This window comes from Rhodococcus sp. P4_B6, assembly GCF_056402215.1.
Genome location: NZ_JBFUHV010000005.1, coordinates 55,913 through 80,959, shown reverse-complemented (window position 1 = coordinate 80,959; position 25,047 = coordinate 55,913). Strand labels below are relative to the sequence as shown.

Annotated in this window: 26 protein-coding genes; 9 read left to right on the top strand and 17 right to left on the bottom strand. The window is 67.9% G+C overall.

From position 1 onward, the window contains the following. The first annotated feature begins 2 nt into the window (after positions 1–2). From AC1DWT_RS03645 to AC1DWT_RS03635, 3 genes are read left to right on the top strand one after another with little or no spacing between them, the layout of a single operon-like run. Positions 3–1,172, top strand: a complete 1,170-nt coding sequence (locus AC1DWT_RS03645) for an ABC transporter ATP-binding protein (protein WP_387486719.1) — start codon at positions 3–5, stop codon at positions 1,170–1,172. Beyond that, complete coding sequence (locus AC1DWT_RS03640; RefSeq protein ID WP_477919770.1) at positions 1,169–2,074, top strand: 2-aminoethylphosphonate ABC transporter permease subunit; 906 nt, start codon at positions 1,169–1,171, stop codon at positions 2,072–2,074. The genes AC1DWT_RS03645 and AC1DWT_RS03640 overlap by 4 nt, the downstream gene beginning before the upstream one ends. Next, the gene (locus AC1DWT_RS03635; protein WP_387486713.1) at positions 2,049–2,834 is read left to right on the top strand and encodes an ABC transporter permease; all 786 of its coding nucleotides are present in this window, start codon (positions 2,049–2,051) and stop codon (positions 2,832–2,834) included. The genes AC1DWT_RS03640 and AC1DWT_RS03635 overlap by 26 nt, the downstream gene beginning before the upstream one ends. 65 nt (positions 2,835–2,899) lie before the next feature. On the opposite strand, the gene AC1DWT_RS03630 is transcribed toward AC1DWT_RS03635, so the two are convergent. After that, positions 2,900–4,519: an AMP-binding protein gene (locus tag AC1DWT_RS03630; RefSeq protein ID WP_477919767.1), complete on the bottom strand. Its 1,620-nt coding sequence runs from the start codon at positions 4,517–4,519 to the stop codon at positions 2,900–2,902. Between the two features lie 116 nt (positions 4,520–4,635). On the opposite strand from AC1DWT_RS03630, the gene AC1DWT_RS03625 reads away from it, so the two are divergent. After that, complete coding sequence (locus AC1DWT_RS03625; protein WP_072937834.1) at positions 4,636–5,502, top strand: helix-turn-helix transcriptional regulator; 867 nt, start codon at positions 4,636–4,638, stop codon at positions 5,500–5,502. A gap of 53 nt (positions 5,503–5,555) precedes the next feature. Then, positions 5,556–6,977 (top strand): APC family permease, encoded by a 1,422-nt coding sequence (locus AC1DWT_RS03620; RefSeq protein WP_387486706.1) that lies wholly within the window; start codon positions 5,556–5,558, stop codon positions 6,975–6,977. 43 nt (positions 6,978–7,020) lie between these two features. Here the strand turns inward: AC1DWT_RS03620 and AC1DWT_RS03615 are convergent, their stop codons facing one another. From AC1DWT_RS03615 to dxr, 9 genes are all read right to left on the bottom strand, one after another. Then, a complete protein-coding gene (locus AC1DWT_RS03615) occupies positions 7,021–7,449 on the bottom strand; it encodes an AraC family transcriptional regulator (protein ID WP_387486703.1) in 429 nt (142 codons plus the stop codon). After that, on the bottom strand, positions 7,449–7,928 hold the full coding sequence (locus tag AC1DWT_RS03610) for a GyrI-like domain-containing protein (RefSeq protein WP_477919764.1): 480 nt from the start codon (positions 7,926–7,928) through the stop codon (positions 7,449–7,451). Before AC1DWT_RS03610 ends, AC1DWT_RS03615 begins: the two co-directional genes overlap by 1 nt. 1 nt (position 7,929) lies before the next feature. Next, on the bottom strand, positions 7,930–8,235 hold the full coding sequence (locus AC1DWT_RS03605; RefSeq protein ID WP_072937830.1) for a hypothetical protein: 306 nt from the start codon (positions 8,233–8,235) through the stop codon (positions 7,930–7,932). A 157-nt stretch (positions 8,236–8,392) separates the two neighbouring features. After that, positions 8,393–10,207: a penicillin-binding transpeptidase domain-containing protein gene (locus AC1DWT_RS03600; RefSeq protein WP_208613738.1), complete on the bottom strand. Its 1,815-nt coding sequence runs from the start codon at positions 10,205–10,207 to the stop codon at positions 8,393–8,395. A 54-nt stretch (positions 10,208–10,261) separates the two neighbouring features. After that, positions 10,262–11,098 carry a GNAT family N-acetyltransferase gene (locus AC1DWT_RS03595; RefSeq protein ID WP_015890310.1) on the bottom strand — a complete coding sequence of 279 codons (837 nt, stop codon included), beginning with the start codon at positions 11,096–11,098 and terminating at the stop codon, positions 10,262–10,264. Between the two features lie 94 nt (positions 11,099–11,192). Continuing rightward, positions 11,193–12,350, bottom strand: a complete 1,158-nt coding sequence (ispG, locus tag AC1DWT_RS03590; protein ID WP_072937829.1) for a flavodoxin-dependent (E)-4-hydroxy-3-methylbut-2-enyl-diphosphate synthase — start codon at positions 12,348–12,350, stop codon at positions 11,193–11,195. 130 nt (positions 12,351–12,480) lie between these two features. Beyond that, on the bottom strand, positions 12,481–13,623 hold the full coding sequence (locus AC1DWT_RS03585; protein WP_477919761.1) for an RNA-guided endonuclease InsQ/TnpB family protein: 1,143 nt from the start codon (positions 13,621–13,623) through the stop codon (positions 12,481–12,483). Positions 13,624–13,710: 87 nt separating this feature from the next. Continuing rightward, entirely contained in the window at positions 13,711–14,931 is a 1,221-nt protein-coding gene (locus AC1DWT_RS03580) for a M50 family metallopeptidase (RefSeq protein ID WP_095860762.1), read from the bottom strand. A gap of 6 nt (positions 14,932–14,937) precedes the next feature. Then, a complete protein-coding gene (gene dxr / locus AC1DWT_RS03575; protein ID WP_371851538.1) occupies positions 14,938–16,134 on the bottom strand; it encodes a 1-deoxy-D-xylulose-5-phosphate reductoisomerase in 1,197 nt (398 codons plus the stop codon). A gap of 81 nt (positions 16,135–16,215) precedes the next feature. Between dxr and AC1DWT_RS03570 the strand changes: the two genes are divergently transcribed. Further along, on the top strand, positions 16,216–16,485 hold the full coding sequence (locus AC1DWT_RS03570; RefSeq protein ID WP_072937825.1) for a DUF2631 domain-containing protein: 270 nt from the start codon (positions 16,216–16,218) through the stop codon (positions 16,483–16,485). Positions 16,486–16,566: 81 nt separating this feature from the next. Here the strand turns inward: AC1DWT_RS03570 and rlmN are convergent, their stop codons facing one another. Continuing rightward, complete coding sequence (gene rlmN, locus AC1DWT_RS03565; protein WP_095860763.1) at positions 16,567–17,676, bottom strand: dual-specificity RNA methyltransferase RlmN; 1,110 nt, start codon at positions 17,674–17,676, stop codon at positions 16,567–16,569. A gap of 114 nt (positions 17,677–17,790) precedes the next feature. Between rlmN and AC1DWT_RS03560 the strand changes: the two genes are divergently transcribed. Both AC1DWT_RS03560 and AC1DWT_RS03555 read left to right on the top strand, forming a co-directional pair. Continuing rightward, entirely contained in the window at positions 17,791–18,204 is a 414-nt protein-coding gene (locus AC1DWT_RS03560; RefSeq protein ID WP_072937824.1) for a LapA family protein, read from the top strand. Between the two features lie 83 nt (positions 18,205–18,287). Beyond that, positions 18,288–19,139: an HpcH/HpaI aldolase/citrate lyase family protein gene (locus tag AC1DWT_RS03555; protein WP_174705456.1), complete on the top strand. Its 852-nt coding sequence runs from the start codon at positions 18,288–18,290 to the stop codon at positions 19,137–19,139. A gap of 9 nt (positions 19,140–19,148) precedes the next feature. Here the strand turns inward: AC1DWT_RS03555 and AC1DWT_RS03550 are convergent, their stop codons facing one another. From AC1DWT_RS03550 to rpsB, 6 genes are all read right to left on the bottom strand, one after another. Further along, on the bottom strand, positions 19,149–19,850 hold the full coding sequence (locus AC1DWT_RS03550) for a class I SAM-dependent methyltransferase (protein WP_072937823.1): 702 nt from the start codon (positions 19,848–19,850) through the stop codon (positions 19,149–19,151). A 10-nt stretch (positions 19,851–19,860) separates the two neighbouring features. Beyond that, positions 19,861–20,787: a phosphatidate cytidylyltransferase gene (locus tag AC1DWT_RS03545; protein WP_095860764.1), complete on the bottom strand. Its 927-nt coding sequence runs from the start codon at positions 20,785–20,787 to the stop codon at positions 19,861–19,863. Between the two features lie 28 nt (positions 20,788–20,815). Next, the gene (gene frr / locus AC1DWT_RS03540; protein ID WP_387486688.1) at positions 20,816–21,373 is read right to left on the bottom strand and encodes a ribosome recycling factor; all 558 of its coding nucleotides are present in this window, start codon (positions 21,371–21,373) and stop codon (positions 20,816–20,818) included. A gap of 81 nt (positions 21,374–21,454) precedes the next feature. Continuing rightward, positions 21,455–22,183 carry a UMP kinase gene (gene pyrH / locus AC1DWT_RS03535; RefSeq protein WP_015890300.1) on the bottom strand — a complete coding sequence of 243 codons (729 nt, stop codon included), beginning with the start codon at positions 22,181–22,183 and terminating at the stop codon, positions 21,455–21,457. Positions 22,184–22,361: 178 nt separating this feature from the next. Beyond that, positions 22,362–23,186, bottom strand: coding sequence for a translation elongation factor Ts (tsf, locus tag AC1DWT_RS03530; protein ID WP_477919754.1), 825 nt, complete (start codon positions 23,184–23,186; stop codon positions 22,362–22,364). Between the two features lie 112 nt (positions 23,187–23,298). Then, positions 23,299–24,183, bottom strand: a complete 885-nt coding sequence (gene rpsB / locus AC1DWT_RS03525; RefSeq protein ID WP_005259344.1) for a 30S ribosomal protein S2 — start codon at positions 24,181–24,183, stop codon at positions 23,299–23,301. 242 nt (positions 24,184–24,425) lie between these two features. Between rpsB and AC1DWT_RS03520 the strand changes: the two genes are divergently transcribed. Continuing rightward, positions 24,426–25,043 carry a M23 family metallopeptidase gene (locus AC1DWT_RS03520; protein ID WP_477919752.1) on the top strand — a complete coding sequence of 206 codons (618 nt, stop codon included), beginning with the start codon at positions 24,426–24,428 and terminating at the stop codon, positions 25,041–25,043. Positions 25,044–25,047: the final 4 nt, after the last annotated feature.

Sequence of the window (25,047 nt, the reverse complement as noted above, 5' to 3'; positions counted from 1 at the left end):
TCGTGTCGGGAATTCCCACCGGGCGGACGCACCCGTCGCACACCCCCGCGGTCCGCGGGGCCACCGACTACTCCGCACCCGCCATTACGTTCGACCGGGTCACCGTCGCCTACGGACGCGGCAGGGGTGTCACCCACGCCCTCGTCGACTTCACCCTCCGCGTCGCCCGCGGTGAAACCGTCGCCCTCCTCGGGCCGAGCGGTTCCGGAAAGTCGACCGCGCTGAAGGCCCTCGCCGGATTCGTCCGTCCCACTTCGGGTTCGGTGCGGCTCGGATCACGCGACGTCACCGGGCTTCCGCCTGCGAAACGGGGAATCGGTGTCGTCGTGCAGTCCTACGCGCTGTTCCCGCACATGACGGTCGCCGACAACGTCGCGTTCGGGCTCCGCGCCCGGCGGGTACCGCGCGCGGAGATCGGCGCGCGGGTGACCGAGGCCCTCGAGATGGTCGGCATGGCCGCCTACGGCAAGCGCCTGCCCCGCGAACTGTCCGGCGGACAGCAGCAGCGGATCGCGATCGCCCGGGCTCTGGCGATCCGGCCCGCGGTCCTGCTGCTCGACGAACCACTCGCCGCCCTCGACGCGCAGTTGCGCGAGAGCATGCTCGGCGAGCTCACCCGGTTGCGGGCGGCCCTGCCCGACACGGCGATGCTGTACGTCACCCACGACCAGGGCGAGGCGCTGGCGCTGGCCGACCGGATCGCCGTCATGCGCAACTCCCGGCTCGCGGACGTCGACACCGCCGAGAACCTGTGGAAGCGGCCGCCCAGCAGTTTCACCGCAGAATTCCTCGGCGGCGCCAACCTGTTGCCGTGCACCGTCACCCGGGTGATCGGAACGTCGGCGCTCGTGTCCATCGGCGGCGTCCCCGTCACCGCGACGGCCCCGCAACCCGACATCGGGCACGTCGCGTGGGAGTCGGACCTGCCCGCATTCCTGTGCGTCCGCCCGCACGCGGTCACGCTGACGGCGCCCGGCGCGAAGGGATCGTTCGCGGCGCGGATCGTCTCGACGGTGTGGCGCGGGTCGACCACACGGATCACCCTCGCCGTCGACGAACTCGAGGGCGTGCAGGTGGACGCGGACGTCGCCGGCCACGACCAGCGCACACCGGGCGCCGTCGTCGGCGTCCAGTTCCCCTCCGACGGCAGCGTCCTGGTGCCGGCGGCATGACCGCGACACTCGAACGTCCGCCCACCGAGGCGGCCCCGCCCCGGCCCGAACCGGTCCGGTGGCGCGCCATGGCCTGGACGCTCCCACCCCTGCTGCTCGTCCTCGGATTCGCCGTCTACCCGATGGCGCGGGTGCTCACCGAATCCCTCGACTCCGGCACCGGTTCCGGTCTGGACACCTGGTCCGGCGTCCTCGGCTCTGAACTGTTCCGCACGGCGCTGTGGCGGACAGTGCAGATCGCCGCCCTCTCGACGCTCGGCTGCCTGGTCCTCGGCACATTCCTCGCGCTGGTACTGGCGTTCGTCCCGTTCGCGGGATCGACCGTCGTGGGCCGGCTGATCGACGCGGTGCTGTCGCTGCCGTCGTTCCTGATCACCCTGGCGTTCACGTTCCTCTACGGCACCGCCGGGGCGGTCAACGCACTGATCACGCAGATCACCGGCGACGCCGACGGGCCGCTGAACTTCGTCGGCACCCCACTCGGAGTGATCGCCGCCGAGATCACGTTCTTCACCCCGTTCGTCGTCCGCCCCCTGCTCGCCGCGTTCACCCAGATCCCCCGCGAACAACTCGACGTCGCCGCCAGTCTCGGGGCGTCGCCGCTGCGGGTGCTGCGGACCGTCGTGATGCCGGAGGCTTGGCCCGCGCTGCTGACAGGTGGCTCGCTGGTGCTGCTGCTCACCCTCAACGAGTTCGGCATCGTCCTGTTCACGGGCGCCAAGGACGTGGTGACACTGCCCGTCCTGATCTACACACGCGGCATCGTCACGTTCGACCTGCCGGGCGCGGCCGTGATCGCCACGGTCCAGGTGGCGTTGTCGCTGGCCCTGTACTGCACGTACCGATTTCTGTTCGCGACACTGACGGGAGGCAGCCGTGCTGCTGTGGACGACAAGATCTAGGGCGCTGGCCCTGAGCCTGTTCGGCCTCGTGGTGACCGTCGTCTTCGCGGCACCGATCGCCACCGTGGTCGCCGCCGGCCTCGCCGGATCCTGGACGGGCCCACTGCCCTCGGACCTCGGTGGCCGGAACTTCGCGGCGGCACTGTCCGACGAGAATCTCGCCAGCCTGACCGTCAGCCTGCAGACGGCGTTCATCGCGGGTGCACTGGCACTCGCGGTCGGGACGTGGGCGGCACTGGCGGCGCGGGAGGCGCCGGCGTGGTTGCGCCGCGTCACCGACGCCGTCTTCCACCTGCCGATCGCGATCCCGTCCGTCGCGATCGGTCTCGGTCTGCTGATCGCGTTCAACTCGCGGCCGCTGCTGCTCGGCGGAACCAAGTGGATCGTGATCCTGGCGCACACCATCCTCGTGCTGGCGTTCACGTTCAGCGCTGTCTCGGCGGCACTGGACCGGCTCGATCCCGCGTACCGGCAGGCCGCCGAGTCCCTCGGCGCCGGCCCTGCCCGCGTCCTGCTGCGGATCACCCTGCCGCTGCTGCTCCCGGCCCTCGGTGCCGCGGCCGGCCTGTCGATCGCACTGTCGATGGGCGAACTGGGCGCGACCGTGATGGTGTACCCGGCGACCTGGAAGACGTTGCCGGTGAGCATCTTCGGTCTCACCGACCGCGGCCGGGTGTTCCTCGCCGCGGCCGACACCACCCTGCTCCTGGCGGTCACCCTGCTCGCCCTGCTGGTCGTCGGCCGCCTCCGCAGGCGCTGACGCACCCGTGCGTGGTTAACGAGTCCTGACACTCCTCAACCGCGCACGGGCGGCGGAGCCGCCTACTACTTCTGGCGGAGCAGGTACCGCTGCACCTTGCCGCTGGGGGTCTTCGGCAGGCTCGGGACGAAGTGCACGGTGCGCGGGTAGGCGTGCGCGGCGAACTTCTTCTTCACCAGCGTCTGCAGTTCGACCTCGAGTTCGCCGGTCCCGTCGATGCCGTCGCGCAGGACGACGAACGCCTCGAGCACCTCACCGCGCAGTTCGTCGGGCATCCCGACGACGGCCGCCTCGACGACGTGGTCGTGCATGACGAGCACGCTCTCGACGTCGAACGGCCCGATCCGGTAGCCGGCCATGATGATCACGTCGTCGTCGCGGGCGGAGAAGAAGTAGAAGCCGTCCTCGTCGGTCTGGCCGGCGTCGCCGGTGAGGTACCAGCGCCCGTCGGCGGTGAACCGCTGCGCGGTCTTCTCCGGTGCGTCTACGTAGCCGGTGAACCACATCAGCGGGCTGCCCAGGGTGTCGATGGCGACCCGCCCCGGGGTGCGCGGCGGGGCGACGGCGTCGGAATCGTCCTCGAGGACGGCACACGCCCACCCCGGCAAGGGTTTGCCCATGGAGCCCTCGCGCACCTCGTCCCGGAGCTCGTCGGCCCAGGCGTTGGCGATGAACATGCCGTGTTCGGTCTGGCCGTAGTGGTCGCGGACGAACACGTTCAGGTTGGCCTCGGCCCACGAGATCACGTCGGGGGTGAGGGGTTCACCCGCCGACGACGCGCGCCGCAGTTTCACCGTCTCGGGGATCGGAGTGGGATCGGCCCGCAGGCTGCGGTAGACCGTGGGCGCAGCGGCGAAGTTGGTGACGCCGAACCGCTCCATCACCTGCCAGGTGAGGGGTGCGGAGAACCCGGCGTGCAGCAAGATGCTGCGGGTGCCCGCGGCAAGGGGCCCGAGCAGCGCGTAGTACAGGCCGTACGCCCAGCCGGGGTCGGCGGCGTTCCAGAACACGTCGTCCTTGCGGACGTCGAGGCCGAACTCCTGGTAGGCGTGGAACGACGCGAGTGCGCGCAGGGGCACCGGAACGCCCTTCGGGGTCCCGGTCGTGCCACTGGTGAACAACTGGACGAGGGGTCCCGCGCCGCCGACCGTGACGGCCGCGCCCTTCCCGTCCGCCGCGTCGCGCGACTCCACGAGCGTCGCGAAATCGAGAGCGCCGGAGCCGCCACCCACGACGACGACCTGCCACGACGCGTCCGCGGGAATGTCTTCCCCGGGGGCCAGCTTCTCGACCTGATTGGCGTCGGAGACGACGACCTTCGCGCCGCTGGCACCGAGCCGGAACGCGATCGCCGGCGGCGCGAACGCGGTGAACAGGGGGACGTGGACGGCGCCCCGGCGCCAGATCCCGAGCAGTGCGACCACCAGTTCCGCCGACTTGCCCATCAGCGTCGCGACGTGGTCACCCGGCTCCACCCCGAGGTCCGCCAGTGCGGCGGCGAAGCGTGACGACTGCTCGCGCAGGTAGCCGTAGGTGAGGTCCGTCGACGACAGGTCGGCTTCGACGACGGTGAACGCCACGTCGTCGGCGGGGTGTCGATCACACAGCAGTTCCGCGGCGGACGCCGTCGGCGTGTCGTACTGGTCCAGCAGTTCACGCACGCGTGCGGCGGGATCGGTGGTCATGCGGTACTCCTCGTGTTCTCATGGCCAGGTAAAGAGGTCGGGCCGTCGCCCGAACCCACTACGGTTATGATCTAGCTCACAGACCGCTGTGACTACCCCCGGAAAGGGGTGACGACTTGGTTGCTCGTGCACCGTCGCTGCTGCGCCCTCGGGACGGGGACGCACTACGTGGTGAGCTGCGCGCCATCGCAGCTCACGGCGTTGCGCCGGTCCTGTTCGCCGGCGAGGTCCAGGACGACACACTCCACCTCAGCGAGTTCGTCGGCACCCGCACCAACAACCTCAAGGGGCTCGCCATCCCGGCGCGGTCCGGACTGGGCGGGCGCGTGGTCGCCCAGCGCACACCCGCGTCGGTCAACGACTACGGCAGAGCCTCGACCATCACGCACCACTACGACCGGCCCGTCCTCAGTGAGGGACTCCGGTCCATCCTGGCAGTGCCCGTCATGGTGCACGGCAGTTCGCGCGCGGTGCTGTACGCCGCCATCCGCGATTGCGCGCCGATCGGCGACCGCACCGCGGACATCGTCGTCGCGGCGTCGCGACGCCTCGGTACCGAGATCGCCATCCGGGACGAGGTCGATCGCCGCCTCGAGATGATGAAGACGCTCGAGGGCAACGGCGCAGGTGGCGCCACCACCGAGGAACTCCGGGACATCCACGCGGAACTGCGGAGTGTCGCGCAGACCGTCACCGACACCTCGCTGCAGGCCCGACTCCGCGGGCTGTCGCAGAGGCTGGCCGGGATCCTGCGGCCGGACGCCGGTGGCGCCGACGAGGACCCCGGCGTCCACCTCACTCCACGTGAGATCGACGTCCTGTCCCACGTCGCCCTGGGTTGTACCAACAGTGAAGCGGCCCAGCGACTCTCGGTCGGGCCCGAGACGGTGAAAAGTTATCTGCGCAGCGCCATGAGCAAGCTCGACGCACGGTCGCGGCACGAGGCGGTGGTCACCGCGCGCAGGCTCGGGCTGCTCCCCTAGCGAACGCGTCTCCTCGAACGAGGGACGCAGGCGGTAGCGAAAGGCGGTGGGTGATGGGATCGACAACGGACGCCACGAATTCGAACACCCCGGGTTCGAACTCGCCCGAACAACCAAGCCTCAAACGGGTCATGGGCCCGGGTCTGCTCCTGTTGTTCATCGTCGGCGACATCCTCGGCACCGGCATCTACGCGCTCACCGGCAAGGTGGCCAATCAGGTCGGGGGCGCGGTGTGGTTGCCGTTCCTGGTGGCGTTCGTCGTCGCGATCATCACCGCGTTCAGTTACCTGGAGTTGGTCACGAAGTACCCGAAGGCCGCCGGCGCCGCGCTGTACACGCACAAGGCGTTCGGGGTGCACTTCCTCACGTACATGGTCGCGTTCGCCGTGATGTGCTCGGGAATCACGTCCGCGTCGACGGCGTCGCGGGCGTTCGCAGCCAATTTCGTCGAGGCGTTCCACCTCGACTTCTCCACCGGGATCGGCATCACCCTGCTCGGTCTCGGATTCATGACGGTGGTGGGTCTCGTCAACTTCCGCGGGGTCAGCGAGAGCGTCAAGACCAACGTCGTGCTCACCTGCGTCGAACTGTCCGGACTCCTGATCATCATCATGATCGGGCTGTGGGCCCTCGGCGTCGGCGACGGCGACTTCTCGCGGGTCACCACGTTCGACACGGGCGACCGATCCGCGCTCGGCGCGGTCGTCGCAGGGACCGCCCTCGCGTTCTTCGCGATGGTCGGGTTCGAGGACTCGGTCAACATGGCCGAGGAATGCAAGGAACCTAGCCGCATCTTCCCGAAGGTCCTGCTGACCGGTCTCATCATCACCGGCTGCATCTACGTGTTCGTGTCGGTCACCGCGATCGCACTGGTGCCGGTGAGCGAACTCGGCGAGGGCGACACTCCGCTGCTGAAGGTCGTTCAGGCCGGGGCGCCCGCCTTCCCGATCGGGATCTTCGCGTTCATCACCATGTTCGCCGTCGCCAACACGGCGCTGATCAACATGCTGATGGCGAGCCGGCTGCTGTACGGCATGAGCCGGGAGGGCGTCCTGCCACCCCCGCTCGGCCGCGTGCACTCCACGAGGCGCACCCCGTACGTGGCGATCGTCTTCACGACGCTCCTCGCGTTCGGCCTCATCACGTTCGTCGGTGAGGTCCCCGAACTGGGCGGCACGACGGCGCTGCTGCTGCTGGGCGTGTTCACCATCGTCAATATCACCGTGCTCGTCCTGCGCAGGCAACCGGTGGAGCACAAGTATTTCCGGGTACCGACCATCCTGCCGATCATCGGCGCCCTCACGTGCGGCTTCCTCGTCACTCCTTTCGCCGACCGCCCCGCGGTGCAGTACCAGATCGCGGGCATCCTCCTCGGAATCGGTGTCGTGCTGTGGGCCGGGACCGTCGTCGTGAACAAGAGGCTCGGCAAGGGCGGGCCCGAGATCGACCCCGAGAAACTCGCCGAGCACGAGTGAAACGGCAGTACTGGTTTCGCTTCCGCGACCGGCCGTTCGCCGCTCAGTGCAGCGAGAGGAACAGTTCGACCGACCCGTCCGGATGATGCACCTCCAGATCCTCGGTGAAAGCGCGTTCGATCCGGCCGCGCGCCGACGCGTAGTCCGCGACGCTCCACGTCTCGGCGAGCGCGTCCGGTTCCGATTCGTCCTCGCACCGGAATCGGGCGAAATATCCGGAACGAACGCCGACCAGGACGTCGCCGGGCTCCATCTTGTCGGTCGAATCGCACGGGTACCCGACGACGACCGTGAACGTGCGCGGCGGCGGGGATGCCGCGTAGACGACGAAGATCTCGGAGATCCCCCGATCCCTGATCCGCTCCACGGTGAAGTCGACGAGTTCCCGGCCCTGCCCGGGACGTCCTGGTTTTCCTTCGGGGATGGTCAGGCCCACGAACGATTCGGCCTGCCTCTTGACGATCTCGATCATCACTTCTCACCTGTTGCATTCGACGGTCCGGCGGACTCGTCCACGCGGATAGGGATGTACAGGTCGACGGCGTAGGCGTGCGGATACGCCTCGAGGTCGCCGGTGTACGTCCGCTCGATGTCGCCGTGCGCCTCCGCCTCGCTGACCTGCGCCCACAGCCGCAACATGACGTCCGGGAACATGCCTCGCGAGGAGAACTTCGCGTACGTGCCGGGCGGGATCCGCGAAATGACGTGGCCCCGCGTGGCGTCGTCCACCGTCGCGCACTCGTACCCGACGATCTGGGTGTAATACGACTCGACGTCGGGCGCGAAGTCGATGTAAGTGGACGCGAGCGGCCCGCCGACCTTGTGGTGGAGCACCCTCGTCCAGGCGCGGTCGAGACGAGGGTCGCTCAGCTGTCCCAACGCCCGCCGGGGGCTGCGCACGGGCAGCCCGGCTACGAGGGTTTCGCCGCGCTCGATGATCTCGAATGACATGTCAGATCGCGTCCTCGAGCACGTGTGCGTCGCGAACGCCGACGCAGGGCACCCCTCGAGCCCGCGCCAGCTGCATCGCCATCGCATCGGATGGCGAACAGAGTCCGTCCAGAACGTCCTCGGTCGCGATCGCGCAGACGACGTCACCCTCACATTCGGTGATCGATTCGACTCCACGGTCGGAAGCCCACTGCCGCAACGCAACCCACCGCGTCAGCTCAGTGCCGGCGCCCGGGCGCCCGACGAACAACACCCGCCGGGTGCGGTTCGCTGTCTCCACGCAATTCACTTCTGCACTGATGGTCATGGTCCGACTTCCTGTCCACGTTGGCTTTTCGATCCCCGCTGTGCGGGTTCTTCCTTCTGCAACCAACTATGGACGGCGCCGACGGTGAAGTCTGTCCACCGATCAGCCCCCGAACAGGATGAATTCCGCGTCCCCCGATCGGTGGACAGCCGCCGGGTCAGTACCCCTCGGGCAGGGCGGCGAACATGTCGCGGGTGACGGCGACGGCGTTGTCGGAACTGCCGCCGCGCACCACCAGTGTCGCGAACGCCAGGTCGCCGCGGTATCCGACGAACCAGGCGTGCGAGCCGCCCTCGACCTCGGCCTCACCGGTCTTGCCGTACACCTCGCCCTGATCTTCGATCCGCTCGGCGGTACCGCTCGTCACCACGAGGCGCATCATTCCGCGCAGCCCGTCGACCATCTCCGGGCTGATCGGCGGATGCTCCCCATCGATCTTGGTTTCCCGACCCGCGATCAACCGCGGCACCGGCGTCGTACCGTGCGCGATGGTCGCCGCGGCCAACGCCATCCCGAACGGACTGACCACCACCTTGCCCTGACCGAACCCGTCCTCGGTCCGCTGCACCAGGTCGTCGGCGGGCGGCACCGAACCCGAGTCGGTGGGCAGGCCGACCACGTCGTAGTCGGGCCCGATTCCGTACTGCGATGCCGCGACCGTCAGTGCGTCGGGCCGCATCTCGCTGGCAAGTTTCGCGAACGACGTGTTGCACGAACGGGCGAACGCCGTTGCCATGGGCACGGTGCCGAGCGCGAATTCGTTGTAGTTCGGGACGCTGCGTTCACCGATCTCGATGCGTCCGGGACACGGCACCATCGTGTCGGGTGTCGCGATGCCCGAGGAGATCGCGGCGCCGGCGGTGATGATCTTGAACGTCGAACCGGGCGGATAGAGGCCGGTGAGCGCAACCGGTCCGTCCTTGTCCGCCGCCTTGTTCTGCGCGACGGCCAGCACGTCGCCGGTCGACGGCTGGATGACGACCATCATGGTCTGGTCGGTGCGGGCATTGACGGCGTTCTGCGCGGCGATCTGGATGGGACGGTCCAGGCTGATCGAGAACGACGGGGAGGTCTGCGGCGCCGTCTCGGTGAGCACGTCCGTGTCCACCCCGTTCTGGTTGACGGTGACCACGCTCCAGCCGGCCTTGCCGTCGACTTCGTCGATCACGGTCTTCTTGACCTGGCCGACCAGATCCGGTGCGAAGTTCCGGTCGGTGGCGACGAGGTCCGCCTCGTCGGACACGCTCACCCCGGGAATGGCGCCGAGCACACCGGCGACCTGTTCGTAATCGTCCGACCGCAACCGGGTGACGAGGTAGTCGCCCTTGACCGCCGTCGCCGATTCGGCGATCGACTGCGCGGTGAGCGTGTTGTCGAACGTGACGAGCGTCGACGCGAGGGACTGGGCGCTGCCGATTACGTTGCCCGACTGCGCCGCATCGAACTTCACGCGGTACACCACGCCCGGGACGAGGACATCCGAACCGGAATGCTCGTTGACCCGCGCCCGGGGGGCTGCGGTGGACCGCAGCGACATCGTCTGCCGGTCCCCCAGCCGGGGATGGACGTTCGTGGAACTCCACCGCACGGCCCAGTCGCCGCCGCGCCGCCCCATCTGCAGTTCACCCGAATACGTCCAGACCCGGTTCTTCGGCAGATGCCATTCGTACGTGTACCCGACGGTGGCCGTGTCACCGCTGACGTCGACGTCCGTCGTCCGGGCGTCGAGCGACTCGGCCTGCAGCGACGTCCACGCGGACTCGAGGGCCTGGCGGGCCACGTCCGGGCGATCCGACAGGTCGGCGGCCTGCTCCGAATCCTGCTCGGCGAACGCCGTCAGAAAGGCCTGCGCCGCCGGTTCCGGACCGTCCGGTCTCGGCGTGCACGCGGCGAGACCCGCCGTCAGCACAGCGGCGCCGCAGAGGGCGATCGACTGGACGACGCGGGAGCGAGAGTGTGGCCGCAGATTCATCGCCGCCCATGCTATGTCGGCGGACACCGCCGACACGGTAGGCGGGCCAGCGCGTCAGTCCAGGAGAATTGTGGCGAACGTCGCGACCTGCCTGAAGCCGATGCGTGCGTACGCGCTGCGGGCCACCGTGTTGAAACTGTTGACATAGAGACTGGCGATGCGGCCCTCCGCGATGACGGCCTCCGCGACCGTCGCGGTGCCCGCCGCGCCGAACCCGTGCCCGCGGTACATCGGGTGCACCCAGACGCCCTGGATCTGCCCGACCCGCGCGGACACCGAACCGACCTCGGCCTTGAACACCACCTGATCGTCCTCGAATCTCGCCCACGCCCGGCCTGCGGCGATGAGATTGGCGACGCGGCGCCGGTACCCTCGACCGCCGTCGTTGGCGCGGGGGTCGATGCCGACCTCCTCGATGAACATCGCGACCGCGGCAGGCAGGTACTGCTCGAGTTCGTGCATCCGCACCTGCCGGACCAACGGATCCGGGCGGCATTGCGGCGTACTCGCCAGCGCCAGCAGCGGCTGATCGGGCCGGACCTCGCGGGCGGGCCCCCAATCCAGCTCGAGCATCTCCCACAACGGCAACGTCAACTCGGCCCGCCCGACCAGCGACGAGCACATGCGCGGCGTGCGACAGGCGCGGTCGGCGAACGCCCGCATGTCGTCGATGCTGCCCCGCAACGGCACGAAATTCGCGCCGGAGAAGCACAACGATTCGAGCGGCCCGCCCCGACTCCACAACTCTCCGTGGATCATCCGGGGATCGATACCGCCCTCTTCCACGCGAGCGGCAACCATGCAGGCGGCGACAGGATCGGCGTCGAGAACGCGGAGCACGTGTGCTGCGTCCCGACTGCTCAACTGTTTGGCACCGAGGAGCTTGAGCATCTACCCAACCTTGTCAGCTAGTGGACCTGCCCACCAGATTGCCACGAACTCGCCGGAAACGGGAGACGTTTCGTCGCCCGCTGCGGGCGCCGGGTCAGCTGACCGTCACGACGGGAGATCCGGACGTCGCGTCGCCCTCCATCTCCTCGGCGATCCGCATCGCTTCCTCGATCAACGTTTCGACGATCTGCGCCTCCGGCACCGTCTTGATGACCTTGCCCTTGACGAAGATCTGGCCCTTGCCGTTGCCGGAGGCGACGCCCAGATCGGCCTCGCGGGCCTCACCGGGACCGTTGACGACGCACCCCATGACGGCCACGCGCAGCGGGATCTCCATGCCCTCCAGTCCGGCGGTCACCTCGTCGGCCAACGTGTACACGTCGACCTGGGCGCGCCCGCACGACGGGCAGGACACGATCTCGAGCTTCCTGGGCCGCAGGTTCAGCGACTGCAGGATCTGCGTGCCGACCTTGATCTCCTCGGCGGGCGGGGCGGACAGCGACACCCGGATGGTGTCGCCGATGCCGTCGGCCAGCAGCGCGCCGAACGCCACCGCCGACTTGATCGTGCCCTGGAACGCGGGACCGGCCTCGGTCACACCCAGGTGCAGCGGGTAGTCGCACTGCGCCGCCAGCTGCCGGTAGGCCTCGACCATGATCACCGGGTCGTTGTGCTTCACCGAGATCTTGATGTCGCCGAACCCGTGTTCCTCGAACAGTCCCGCCTCCCACAGCGCGGACTCGACGAGCGCCTCCGGCGTGGCCTTGCCGTACTTCTGCATCAGCCGCGGGTCGAGGGATCCGGCGTTGACGCCGATCCGGATCGGGATGCCGGCGTCGCCTGCCGCCTTCGCGACCTCCTTGACTCGTCCGTCGAACTCCTTGATGTTGCCGGGGTTCACGCGGACGGCCGCACAGCCGGCCTCGATCGCGGCGAAGATGTACCGCGGCTGGAAGTGGATGTCGGCGATGACCGGGATCTGGCTCTTCTTCGCGATGGTCGCGAGCGCGTCGGCGTCCTCCTGCCGCGGGCAGGCGACGCGCACGATGTCGCAACCGGATGCCGTGAGTTCGGCGATCTGCTGCAGCGTGGCGTTGACGTCGTGCGTCTTGGTGGTGCACATCGACTGCACGGATACCGGGAAGTCGCTGCCGACACCGACAGATCCGACCTGGAGCTGGCGAGTCTTGCGGCGAGGTGCGAGAACGGCGGCCGGGCCTTCGGGCATACCCAATCCGACAGGGCTGGTCACGTGGGTGCCTTCTTTCGTAGCTTCAAGTCCGAGTTTAGCGTTGACGTCCTCTCGGCCGTGAACGACCGAGATTCTCCTCGGGACTCGCGTCCCGAGGTTCCTGTTTCACCGACAGTCGCCTCCCCACACCTTAGGTGCGGGGTGGTCTCACACCGTCTCCGCAGGCTGCCACCGCCAGTCCGACGGCCAAAATGTTCCTTGCCGCGTTCACATCCCGATCGTGGACGACGCCGCATCGGCATGTCCACTCCCGCACGTTCAGCGGCATCGCCCCGGCGATCTCCCCGCACACCGAGCAGGTCTTCGACGACGGATAGAACCGGTCGATCGCCACCACCCGCCGCCCGTACCAGTCGGCCTTGTACTCGAGCATCGACCGGAACGCGGACCACCCCGCATCCGAGATCGCCCGAGACAACGACCGATTCTTGACCATGTTCCGCGCACTCAGATCCTCGATGGCGATCACTTGGTTTTCGCGCACCAGCCGAGTGGAGAGTTTGTGCAGATAATCGCGCCGCCGATCGGCGATCCGACCATGAATCTTCGCGACCTTCAGTCGGGCCTTGGCCCGGTTCCGGGATCCCTTCTGCTTCTTGGCCAGCACCCGTTGCGCCTTCGCCAACCGCGCACGGTCCGTGCGCTCGTGGCGCGGGTTGGTGATCTTCTCCCCCGTCGAGAGCGTGTAGAGGCTGGTGATCCCGGCGTCGAGCCCGACCACCCGATCGGTCGACGGGGGCTCGGTGATCGTGTCCTCGACGAGGATCGAGATGTGGTACTGACCGCGGGCATTGCGCGACACCGTCACCTGCGACGGCACCGCCCCCTCCGGTAAGGGCCTCGACCACCGAATATCCAGCGGTTCGGACTGCTTGGCCAACCGGATCTGCCCGCCGCGGTAGGTGAAGCAGTTCGAGAAGTAGGTCGCCGAATCCTTCGACCGCCCCTTCCTCTTGAACTGCGGGTAGCGGGCCTGCGTGCGCCAGAACCTCTCGAACGCACCCTGCAACTGCCGCAGCGACTCCTGCAACGGCCCCTTCGACGGCTCCGCCAACCACGCGGTCCCCGCGTCCCGCTTCCATCCGGTGAGCATCTTCGAGGTATCCGCATAGGTGACCCGACGCCGATCCTGCGACCAGGCACGCGTCCGCTCGGCCAACGCCCGGTTGTAGACATACCGGGTGCACCCGAACGTCCGAGCAAGCTGTTCCGCCTGCACCGCAGTCGGATAGAAACGGTACTTGAACGCCCGCCTCACCACCCTCCCCGCCATAACCCAGACACTAGCCACACGGTCCGACAAAACCAGATCGGCCATCCCGGACCACAAGGACCGGGATAGCGCCGAAAGGCCCAGCGATCACTGGAAGAGCTTGATCGGGTTGACGATGTCGGCGGTCAGCGTGAGGAGCATGTATGCGCCGCCTATGACGATCACCACATAGGTGACGGGCAGGAGCTTCATGTAGTCGACGGGTCCGCCGCGCGGAAGCCCGCGCCTGCTGCGGAACCAGTCCCGGACCCGTTCGTAGACGGTGACCGCCATGTGCCCGCCGTCGAGCGGCAGCAGCGGAAGCAGGTTGAACATTCCGAGGAAGAAGTTCAGGCTCGCCAGCAGCAGCACGAATGCTTCCCAGATGCCCTGTTCGGCGATCTGACCGCCGATGACGCTCGCGCCGTACACCGAGATCGGGGTCTCCGGGTCGCGTTCGCCGCCGGTGACCGCGTGCCACAGGTCGACGGCCTTGCTCGGCATCTGCACCATCCGCTCGGCGGTCATCACGAACATGTCGCCGGTGAACTCGAACGAGGCAGGAACCGCGGAGAGGGCCGAGTGCTCGACGACGCTCGGGGTCGCGCCGATGCCGATCGCACCGACCGTCGCCTCGTGCGGTTCGGTCTCGCCCTTCTCCTGGACCCAGCGCTGCACCTGCTGGACCGGGACGACGATCGTCTGTTCCTCGCCGTCCCGCTCGACCGTGAAGTCGACCGGACCGGACAGCGAACGGGTCGCGGCGGCCACGTCGGCGAACGTCGGCGTGTCCTTGCCGTCGACCGCGGTGATGACGTCGCCGGTCCTGATGCCCGCCTGCTCGGCGGGGCCCGGGCCGGTGCACTCGGACAGGGCGAAGTCGGGGCCGGGCCCCTGGGTCGGCGCCGCACACCCGACCGACCCGACGACCGCGTCGGTGGACCGGTTCAGATCGGGCAGGCCCCAGCCGACGGCGAGGACGTACACCAGCACGAGGCCGAGGACGAAGTTCATGCCGATGCCGCCGGACATCACCGCGAGGCGCTTCCAGGTGGGCTTCTTGTACATGGCCCGGTCTTCTTCGTCCGGTTCGAGTTCGTCCAGCGCCGTCATCCCGGCGATGTCGCAGAACCCGCCGAGCGGGAGCGCCTTGAGCCCGTACTCGGTCTCACCGCGGCGGAAGGAGAAGACCTTGGGTCCGAAGCCGATGAAGTACCGGCGGACCTTCATGCCGGTGGCCTGCGCCACCCACATGTGCCCCGCTTCGTGAAGTGCGATCGACAACGCGATCCCGAGGGCGAAGAGAACAACGCCCACTGCGAACACCATGCAGTTCTAGCCTTCCTGCTTCACGAGCTGACGTGCTCGCTCACGTGCCCAGCCGTCGGCGGCCAGTACGTCTTCCACGGTAGCCGGTGGCGCCGACCACTCGTCCGCCTCGGACAGCACGGAGGCGACGGTGCGGACGATGCGCGGGAACCGGATGATCCCGTCCAAGAATGCCTGAGCGGCGACCTCGTTCGCAGCGTTGTAGACGGCGGTGAGGCATCCCCCACCCTTGCCCGCCTCGCGGGCGAGGTCGACGGCGGGGAAAACCTGCGAGTCGAGTGGCTCGAACTCCCAGGTGGACGCGGTGCTGAAGTCGCAGGCCGCGGCGGCGCCCGCCACCCGGTGCGGCCAGCCGAGGGCCAGCGCGATCGGGAGCTTCATGTCCGGTGGGCTGGCCTGCGCGAGCGTCGAGCCGTCGGTGAACGTGACCATCGAGTGCACGATGGACTGCGGGTGCACGGTGACGTCGATCCGGTCGTAGTCGACGCCGAACAGCAGGTGGGTCTCGATCAGTTCGAGCCCCTTGTTGACGAGGGTCGCCGAGTTCAGCGTGTTCATCGGCCCCATCGACCACGTGGGGTGGGCGCCGGCCTGCTCGGGTGTCACCGATTCCAGCCGGTCGGCCGTCCAGCCGCGGAACGGTCCGCCGGAGGCGGTGAGGACCAGGCGGTCCACCTCGTCCGCGCTGCCGCCGCGCAGGCACTGGGCCAGCGCCGAATGCTCGGAGTCGACCGGCACGATCTGTCCCGGCGCCGCGGCCGCCGTCACGAGTGGCCCGCCTGCGACGAGCGACTCCTTGTTGGCCAGGGCGAGCCGCGCACCGGACTCGAGCGCGGCCAGTGTCGGCTCCAGGCCCAGCGAACCGACCAGTGCGTTGAGCACGACGTCCGCTTCCGTGGTGCGCACGAGTTCGGTGACGGCGCCGGATCCGCTCAGCACCCCGGGCAGATCCAGCGCTGCGGCCGCGCCCGGATCCGCGACTGCGACGGACGACACACCCGTCTCGCGAATCTGCCGGGCCAGCAGTTCGACGTTTCCGCCACCGGCTGCGAGCCCCACCACCGTGAACTTGTCCGGGTTGGCGGCCACCACCTCCAACGCCTGGGTGCCGATCGAACCTGTGCTGCCGAGCAGCAGGACGCGAGTGGGCCTGTTTTCATCCACCTGCCCATTGTTCCTGATCGAATGCGGACCGCCCGCCATGGATGGCCCCACTACATACGACGGGCAGTCGTATGTCACGATATGTCGAGTAGCGCAACCGAATCTGCAGGAGGATCGATCGTGGCCGGTACCCAGTTGGAGCCCTCGTCCAGCGACCCCATCGTGGCCGCACACATCGACACCGCGGAGGTCCCGTCGGCGGCATGGGGCTGGAGCGGTGAGGCGCCGAAGACGTTCCGGTTCTTCGGATGGTTCTTCGCCGTGTTCCTGCTGCTCATGATCATCGGAAACCACAGGGGTTTCGTCGAGGACCTGTGGCTGATCGGCTGCGCGGCCGTGATGTTCTTCATCCTCATTCGTGACATCGTCCTGCGGCGCAAGCCCCGGTAATACCGAACCACGAACGAAACCCCTCGCCCCGATCACTCGGGGACGAGGGGTTTCGTCGTATGGGCCTGCGTGACGAAATACTCAGTTCTCGGCGGCGAGCTGGCCGCAGGCGGCGGCGATCTCCTGGCCGCGGGTGTCCCGCACCGTGCAGGACACACCCTGTGCCAGCACGCGCCGGACGAATTCCTTCTCCACCGGCTTCGGGCTCGCGTCCCACTCACTGCCCGGTGTGGGGTTCAGCGGGATCAGATTCACGTGCACCAGCGGTCCGAGCGCCTTGCGCAGTTTCTTGCCCAGCAGGTCGGCGCGCCACGGCTGATCGTTCACGTCCCGGATCAGCGCGTACTCGATGGAGACCCGGCGACCGGACTTGTCCGCGTAGTAGCGGGCGGCGTCGAGGACCTCCGCCACCGACCAGCGGTTGTTCACGGGGACCAGGGTGTCGCGCAGTTCGTCGTCCGGGGTGTGCAGGGACACGGCGAGCGTCACGCTGAGGTCCTCGTCCGCGAGCTTGCGGATCGCGGGCGCCAACCCCACCGTCGACACCGTCACCGAGCGTTGCGACAACCCGAGGCCGTCGGGGGCGGGCGAGGTGATGCGGCGGACGGCGGCGACCACGCGCTTGTAGTTGGCGAGCGGCTCCCCCATGCCCATGAACACGACGTTCGACAGCCGGCCCGGACCGCCGTGGACGTCACCGTCGCGCAGGGCGGCCGCGGCGGCACGCACCTGGTCGACGATCTCGGCGGTCGACAGGTTGCGTTGCAGCCCGCCCTGACCGGTCGCGCAGAACGGGCACGCCATTCCGCACCCGGCCTGACTGGAGATGCACAGCGTCGCGCGGTCGGGGTAGCGCATGAGGACGCTTTCCAGCAGCGTCCCGTCGTTCGCCTTCCAGAGCGTCTTGCGGGTGTCGCCCCCGTCGCAGGCCAGGTGCTTGACGGGGGTGAGCAGCGTCGGGAACAGCGCCGCGCCCACCTGTTCGCGCACGGCGGCCGGGAGGTCGGTCATCTTCTCCGGATCCGCCTCGAGCCGCGCGTAGTACTGCCGGGCCAGCTGGTCGGCCCGGAACCCGGGCAGTCCCAGCTCCTTGACGGCCTCCCGCCGCTCGGTGGAGTCGAGGTCCGCGAGATGCTTGGGGGGCATCCCACGCCGGGGCGCGGTGAAAACGAGGGGAAGCGAGACAGCCATAGTTTCTCCATTGTCCCATTGATTCGGGGGTCGTTGTCGTGCGGATGCCTGATCGACGTTGTTTCGCCGCCCGATGCGCATGCGGAACCCGCCCAGGTGGGTGAAGATCAACTCATGTCGACAACACCGGACGACCCTTCGAACTTCCCACCGGACGTCCCGGCCGGTCGTGGTCCCGGTACCGGAGCGGCGCCCACGGACCCGACACAGCCCGACACGTCACCGGCAGGCACCGAGCATCCCGACGTCGCCCGCCGCAAGGGCATCAAGCACACGCGGGTGGGTGCCACCTGGACCGGCCTGGTGATCGGAATCGTCGTTCTGGTACTGCTTCTCGTGTTCATTCTGCAGAACCTCGACAGCGTGACCCTCGAACTGTTCGGCTGGGATTTCACGCTCCCGCTGGGCGTCACTCTGCTGTTCGCGGCGATTGCGGGCGCGGTGATCATGGCCCTCGCGGGCGGTGTCCGCATCATCCAGATCCGGCGGGCCGCGAATAGGCAGCGGCGTCTGAACAGTAATTTCTAACTGAACAATAGTTACGCAAGTGGATTGCGCCGCCGCCTTGCGAGCAGAATTACTGTCGTGGATATCACCGGAACGGCACGACTGTGAAGGCCGACATGGAGACGACTGTGGCACCGCGCATCGCGGCTGAACAAGCACGATCCTGGCTGCTGGTTCCCGCCGGCAAACCCGAGGGTTTCGAGGCGGCACACACCAGCGCCGCCGACGCGGTGATCCTCGACCTCGAGGACGCCGTCACTCCCGACCGCAAACCCCGGGCCCGGGCCGACGTGGTCGCCTGGCTCGGCGAGAACCGCCGCGCGTGGGTGCGGATCAACGACGCCACCACGCCCTACTGGGCGGACGACCTGGCAGCCTTGCACGGTGTGCCCGGACTCGAGGGCGTCATGCTCGCCAAGACCGAGAGCGGGATGCAGGTCGACGCGACCGCCGAGCGACTCCCCGAGGGCACGAAGGTGCTCGCTCTCGTCGAATCCGCGATGGGGCTCGAGGCCGCACCCGAGATCGCCCGGACGGAGGCCACCTTCCGCCTGGCGTTCGGCAGCGGCGACTTCCGTCGCGACACCGGCATGGACGACTCACCGCTGGCGATGGCGTATCCCCGCTCCCGGCTGACGGTCGCCAGCCGGGCCGCCCGGATCGCACCGCCGATCGACGGCCCCACCCTCGGCACCGACATCGACGCGCTGATCCGCGCGTCGGCGCTCACCCTGTCGATGGGGATGACCGGGAAGCTGTGCATGACCATCGCGCAGACGGCTCCGGTCAACGACGCACTGAGTCCGTCCCCGGCCGAGGCCGAATGGGCACGCGACGTGATCGCGGACCTCGGCGAGGACGGTTCCCGGGTGCGGGACGGCAGCGACCTCCCCAGGCTGGCGAAGGCCAAGAAGATCAACGCGCTCGCCAAGCTCTTCCACATCGCACCGCGGTAACGACACCGGTCAGAGCAATTCCAGCCCGGCGGGCTTTCGGCGGACGTGCACGCGGTAGCGCACGTCGAGAGCCACGCCGGGGGTCTGCGCGAATGCCGTGGACGCCGTCTTCTTGGTGAACTCGATGCCGAGGACTGCGCGCAGCGCTTCCCGGTTCGGGAAGCGCCATCGTGTCTCCACTCGGGCCAGGTCGAACCCCTGCGCTGCGAAGAAGGCCTCCACGGCCGCCGGGTGGTAGTGCGGCAGGTCGGCTCGCATCCATTCCCCGTAGGGATGGGCCGTCGCGTCGAGATCGACGACGACCAGTGCGCCGCCCGGGCGCAGCACCCGCATCGCCTCACGAATTCCACGGCCGCAGCCCGGTCCGAAGAAATACGCGGTCCGCGCGTGCACGACGTCGACGGACGCATCGCACAGGGGTATGCCCTCCGCGGAGCCGTCGAGCACGCGGACGTTCGGCAGGTGCCCCACGCGGGCGCGGGCCCGTTCCAGCAGCGGCGGATGGGGTTCGATGCCGTAGACCGTGGCCGCGGACTCCGCGAAGACCGGGAGATGGAAACCGGAGCCGCAGCCCACGTCGGCGACGACGCCGCCCGTCCAGTCTACGGCCCCGCGCAGGTGCCGGAAGATCGCACCGTCCACGTCCTGGGCACGGTTCTCCACCTCGTACCACTCCGGCCAGTGCCAGATGTTCGGGCTGGGAATGGTCACGACAGCGCGGTCACACGAGGACCGTGAGCACCAGCCACGTCACGAACGCCGACGGCAGCAGGGAATCGAGACGGTCCATGATCCCACCGTGCCCGGGAAGCAGAGTGCCCATGTCCTTGATCTGCAGCTCGCGCTTGACCTGGGATTCGATGAGATCGCCGAGCGTGGCGGTGACCACCAGCACGACACCGAGGAGCACACCGATCATCGAGTTCTCGTCGAGGATCAGCGTGACCGTCAGCAGGCTTCCGATCACGCAGAACAGCAGCGAGCCGAAGAACCCTTCCCACGACTTCTTGGGGCTGATCGCCGGCACCATCGGATGCTTGCCGAACAGCACACCCGCCGCATAACCACCGACGTCGGAGCAGACCACGCCGATCATCAGGCACAACACTCGCCCGGCGCCGTCGTCCTGCAGCACCATCAGCACGGCGAACGACGCCAGCAACGGAATCCAGGACGCCACGAACACGGTGATCGCGGTGTCCCGGAGGAAGTTCTGCGGTGTCGCCTTCAACCCGTGGTCGAACAGGCGCCAGACCATGCAGACCAGCACCGTGCCCGCGAAGGCGCTGAGCACTCCGACCGGGCCGAACGGCCACCCGAGCCACAGGATCGCCTGCCCTCCGGCGATCAGCGGGATCCGGGGGGCGCTGATGCCGGCCTCGCGGAGCCGCTTCGTGACCTCCCACGTGGCGACGGCCATCGCGACCGCGACCACCCCGATCCACACGAGGGGCACGTAGACGAGGATCAGGATGAGCGCGACGCCGAGCCCGACGCCGACGCCGATCGCCGCGGGGAGGTTACGCCCGGCCTTGGACTTCGCGGCCGTGGCCGGTTCCGGCGCGGGCTTCCCCTCGGAGACCGGTCCCGAGGGGTCGCCCTCGGAGATGGGTCCCCCTGGGGTCCCGTGTTCTGCTGGCACGGTCACTGTCCCCGATCCACTCCTCGTCTCGTGACTAAACTTCCAGTAACTCGGCTTCCTTGTGCTTCACCAGTTCGTCCACGTGCGCGACATACCGGGCGGTCGTCTTGTCGAGTTCCTTCTCGGCCCGCCCCACCTCGTCCTCGCCGGCCTCGCCGTCCTTCTGGATCCGGGACAGCTCGTCCATCGCCTTGCGGCGCACGTTGCGCACGGACACCTTCGCGTCCTCACCCTTGGACTTGGCCTGCTTCACCAGTTCGCGGCGGCGTTCCTCGGTGAGCTGGGGAACAGAGATGCGGATCAGGTTTCCGTCGTTGGACGGGTTCACGCCCAGGTCGGAGTTCCGGATCGCGGTCTCAATGGCATTCAGCTGCGAGGCCTCGTACGGCTTGACGACGACGAGACGCGCTTCCGGCACGTTGATGCTGGCGAGCTGCGTGATCGGGGTGAACGCGCCGTAGTAGTCGATTCCGATGCGGTTGAACATGCCAGGATTCGCGCGGCCCGTACGGATCGATCCGAGATCGTCCTTGGCCACCGTGACAGCCTTCTCCATCTTCTCCTCGGCTTCGAAGAGAGCTTCATCAATCACGGCTGTTCCTCCATGTCGTTCTGCATCGATTCGTCACTGCCTCTGTTTCGAGAAAACCCTGTGTCGAGCGTGGCACGCGCGTCATGACTTGACGAGCGTTCCGATCTTCTCACCGGACACCGCCCGAGCGATATTCCCCTCGGTCAGCAGATTGAACACCATGATCGGCATCTGGTTGTCCATACACAGGCTGAAGGCCGTCGCGTCGGCCACCTTCAGCTCCTGTTCGATGACCTCACGGTGCGTGATCTGCGTGTACATCGTGGCGTTCGGGTCGAGGTTCGGGTCCGCGGTGAACACACCGTCGACGGCCTTGGCCATCAGCACCACCTCGGCGCCGATCTCGAGGGCCCGCTGCGCCGCGGTCGTGTCGGTCGAGAAGTACGGCATGCCCATGCCGGCACCGAAGATCACGACGCGTCCCTTCTCGAGGTGACGCTGGGCGCGCAGCGGAATGTACGGTTCCGCCACCTGACCCATGGTGATCGCCGTCTGCACGCGGCTGTCGATGCCCTCTTTCTCCAGGAAGTCTTGCAGAGCAAGGCAATTCATGACGGTGCCGAGCATGCCCATGTAGTCGGAACGCGCGCGGTCCAAACCTCGCTGCTGCAGTTCCGCACCACGGAAGAAGTTGCCGCCGCCGATGACCACCGCCACCTGCACCCCGGATCGCACGACCTCGGCGATCTGCTCCGCGACCTTGGTCACCACGTCGGGGTCGAGACCGACCTTGCCACCACCGAACATTTCTCCGCCGAGTTTGAGAAGGACTCGATGGAATCCCGTACGTTCGTTGGCTGGTTCGGACATTGCTCTCCTCAGTTCCACAGCACTCGTCGATTTCGACAGCGGCCGAGCGCACCCACGCGGCTACCCGGCCCATTCAGACGGCCATCCTCATCCTGCCTCATCAGGACGGTGGCGGTATACGTAGGCCCCGCCGGGCGAGCGCACTCGTCCGACGGGGCCATACGACTCACACGAGCAGTTACGAAGCACCGACCTCGAAGCGGACGAAGCGCTTGATGGTCACACCGGCCTCGTCGAGGATCGCCTTGACGGACTTCTTGGAGTCCTGGACCGAGGACTRCTCGGTCAGCACGACGTCCTTGAAGTAGCCGTTGACGCGGCCTTCGATGATCTTCGGCAGAGCCTGCTCCGGCTTGCCCTCGGCGCGCGCGGTCTCCTCGGCGATGTGACGCTCGTTGGCGACGATGTCCTCGGGGACCTCGTCGCGCGTGACGTACTTGGCCTTGAGCGCCGCGACCTGCATCGCGGCGCCGCGAGCGGCCTCCGCAGCAGCGTCGCCCTCACCGGTGTACTCGACGAGGACGCCGACGGCGGGCGGCAGGTCGGCACTGCGCTTGTGCAGGTAGACCGCGACCGGTCCGTCGAAGGAGGCGATCTTGCTCAGGACGAGCTTCTCGCCGATCTTCGCGGACTGCTCCTGGATGACGGTGTCGACCGTCTTGCCGTCGAGTTCGAGTGCCTTGAGGGCGTCGACGTCGGCGGGCTTCGCTGCTGCGGCGACCGTGACGATCGACTCCGCGAGCTTCAGGAAGTCCTCGTTCTTCGCGACGAAGTCCGTCTCGCAGTCGAGCTCGAGCAGGACGCCGTCCTTGGAAACGACCAGGCCCTCGGCCGTGGTGCGCTCGGCACGCTTGCCCACGTCCTTGGCGCCCTTGATGCGCAGCTGCTCGACAGCCTTGTCGAAGTCGCCCTCGGCCTCAGCGAGAGCGTTCTTGCAGGCCATCATTCCGGAGCCGGTGAGCTCGCGGAGCCGCTTGACGTCAGCGGCGGTGTAGTTCGCCATGGTGAGCGAGCCTCCTCATATGTCTGTTGGGACGTAAGTCAGGGTAGTACTCGGGGCAGACCGTGAAACGGCCCTGACCAAAGATCTCTTGGTCAGGGCCGTGTGCATCGGATCAGGCCTCGGTGGAGGGAGCCTCTGCTGCGGGGGCCTCGGCAGCCGGAGCCGCCTGTGCCTCAGCTGCGGGAGCGGCCTCCGCTGCGGGAGCGGCCTCTGCTGCGGGCGCTGCCTGCGAGAGCAGTTCCTGCTCCCACTCGGCGAGGGGTTCGCCGGCGCCGGCCTCGGGCTTCGCGTCCTTGTCGGCGCTCAGTCCGGCACGGGCCTGCACGCCCTCGGCCACTGCGGAAGCGACGACCTTGGTGAGCAGGGCGGCGCTGCGGATGGCGTCGTCGTTGCCCGGGATCGGGTAGTCGACGAGGTCGGGGTCGCAGTTGGTGTCCAGGATCGCGATGACCGGGATGTTCAGCTTGCGAGCCTCGGCAACGGCCAGGTGCTCCTTGTTGGTGTCGACGACCCACACCGCGGAGGGGACCTTGGCCATGTCGCGGATACCACCGAGAGTGCGATCCAGCTTGGTCATCTCACGCGTGAGCATGAGGATTTCCTTCTTGGTGCGACCCTCGAAGCCACCGGTCTGCTCCATGGCCTCGAGCTCCTTGAGGCGGAGAAGACGCTTGTGGACGGTGGTGAAGTTGGTGAGCATGCCGCCGAGCCAACGCTGGTTGACGTAGGGCATCCCGACGCGAGTGGCCTCGGCCGCGATGGACTCCTGGGCCTGCTTCTTGGTGCCGACGAAGAGGACGGTGCCGCCGTGGGCAACGGTCTCCTTGACGAATTCGTACGCCTTGTCGATGTACGTCAGCGTCTGCTGCAAGTCGATGATGTAGATGCCGTTGCGGTCGGTGAAGATGAATCGCTTCATCTTCGGGTTCCAGCGACGGGTCTGGTGACCGAAGTGCGTGCCGCTGTCCAGCAGCTGCTTCATTGTTACGACAGCCATGGCTGTGTATCTCTCTTTCATTGCCGGTTGATGCCGAACGTCGGTGACGTTCTGCCCTGGCGCCCGTGAACCGTCGGACTCACATCGAAATGCGAGACCAGCCGACGATCCGTATACTGCGCGGACGCGCGAAGTCGGACTGTGCGAACACAGACCGCTCAATCAGTGTACGGCCTCCACGTTCCACGCCCTAACCGCCCCTGCCACACCCGGTCCACGCGTGCAAGGGTTCTGCGGAATCTGTGGACGGATCGGGATCCATCCACAATGTCACCCGCCGCCCGATATTTGCCCCGGACGTGCGGGATCGTCGAGCCATGACGAAGTTCGAGGCGATCCTGCGGGTCCTGACCGCGACGGTCACGGCGACGACCCTCCTGAGCGCCGCGGTACTCCTCTCCCCGGCCGCCGAAGCCGCGCCGACCGGCGACTTCGACTGGCCGCTGCACCCGCGGCCTCGGGTGGTGCGGGCCTTCGACAATCCCGAGCACGACTGGCTTCCCGGCCATCGCGGCGTGGATCTGGGTGGCGTGCCCGACGAGGCGGTGCTGTCCGCGGGCGCGGGCGTGGTGGTGTTCGCAGGCACGGTCGCGGGTAAACCCGTCGTCTCCGTCGACCACCCGGGAGGTCTGCGCACCACGTACGAACCGGTGACCGCCCGGGTCACCGCCGGGCTGCGCGTCGGCCGCGGCACCGTCCTCGGCACACTCGAACCCGGGCACCCGGGCTGCATCGCCCCCGTCGCCGCGTGCCTGCACTGGGGTCTGCGCCGCGACCGCGAATACCTCGACCCACTCGGACTCGTCCGGGTGGCGCCGGTCCGGCTCCTCCCCGTCGTGCCCCGTGATCGCGGCGGCTAGCGCC

What these genes read in the sequence shown, in the direction of transcription:
- AC1DWT_RS03585 (WP_477919761.1), bottom strand. Translation starts at nt 13,623, where the DNA reads ATGGCGGGGAGGGTGGTGAGGCGGGCGTTCAAGTACCGTTTCTATCCG.
- AC1DWT_RS03615 (WP_387486703.1), bottom strand. Translation starts at nt 7,449, where the DNA reads ATGATCGAGATCGTCAAGAGGCAGGCCGAATCGTTCGTGGGCCTGACC.
- rpsB (WP_005259344.1), bottom strand. Translation starts at nt 24,183, where the DNA reads ATGGCTGTCGTAACAATGAAGCAGCTGCTGGACAGCGGCACGCACTTC.
- AC1DWT_RS03580 (WP_095860762.1), bottom strand. Translation starts at nt 14,931, where the DNA reads ATGGTGTTCGCAGTGGGCGTTGTTCTCTTCGCCCTCGGGATCGCGTTG.
- AC1DWT_RS03620 (WP_387486706.1), top strand. Translation starts at nt 5,556, where the DNA reads ATGGGATCGACAACGGACGCCACGAATTCGAACACCCCGGGTTCGAAC.
- AC1DWT_RS03640 (WP_477919770.1), top strand. Translation starts at nt 1,169, where the DNA reads ATGACCGCGACACTCGAACGTCCGCCCACCGAGGCGGCCCCGCCCCGG.
- AC1DWT_RS03605 (WP_072937830.1), bottom strand. Translation starts at nt 8,235, where the DNA reads ATGACCATCAGTGCAGAAGTGAATTGCGTGGAGACAGCGAACCGCACC.
- AC1DWT_RS03560 (WP_072937824.1), top strand. Translation starts at nt 17,791, where the DNA reads ATGTCGACAACACCGGACGACCCTTCGAACTTCCCACCGGACGTCCCG.
- AC1DWT_RS03595 (WP_015890310.1), bottom strand. Translation starts at nt 11,098, where the DNA reads ATGCTCAAGCTCCTCGGTGCCAAACAGTTGAGCAGTCGGGACGCAGCA.
- AC1DWT_RS03600 (WP_208613738.1), bottom strand. Translation starts at nt 10,207, where the DNA reads ATGAATCTGCGGCCACACTCTCGCTCCCGCGTCGTCCAGTCGATCGCC.
- pyrH (WP_015890300.1), bottom strand. Translation starts at nt 22,183, where the DNA reads ATGTCCGAACCAGCCAACGAACGTACGGGATTCCATCGAGTCCTTCTC.
- AC1DWT_RS03630 (WP_477919767.1), bottom strand. Translation starts at nt 4,519, where the DNA reads ATGACCACCGATCCCGCCGCACGCGTGCGTGAACTGCTGGACCAGTAC.
- AC1DWT_RS03610 (WP_477919764.1), bottom strand. Translation starts at nt 7,928, where the DNA reads ATGTCATTCGAGATCATCGAGCGCGGCGAAACCCTCGTAGCCGGGCTG.
- rlmN (WP_095860763.1), bottom strand. Translation starts at nt 17,676, where the DNA reads ATGGCTGTCTCGCTTCCCCTCGTTTTCACCGCGCCCCGGCGTGGGATG.
- dxr (WP_371851538.1), bottom strand. Translation starts at nt 16,134, where the DNA reads ATGGCGGGCGGTCCGCATTCGATCAGGAACAATGGGCAGGTGGATGAA.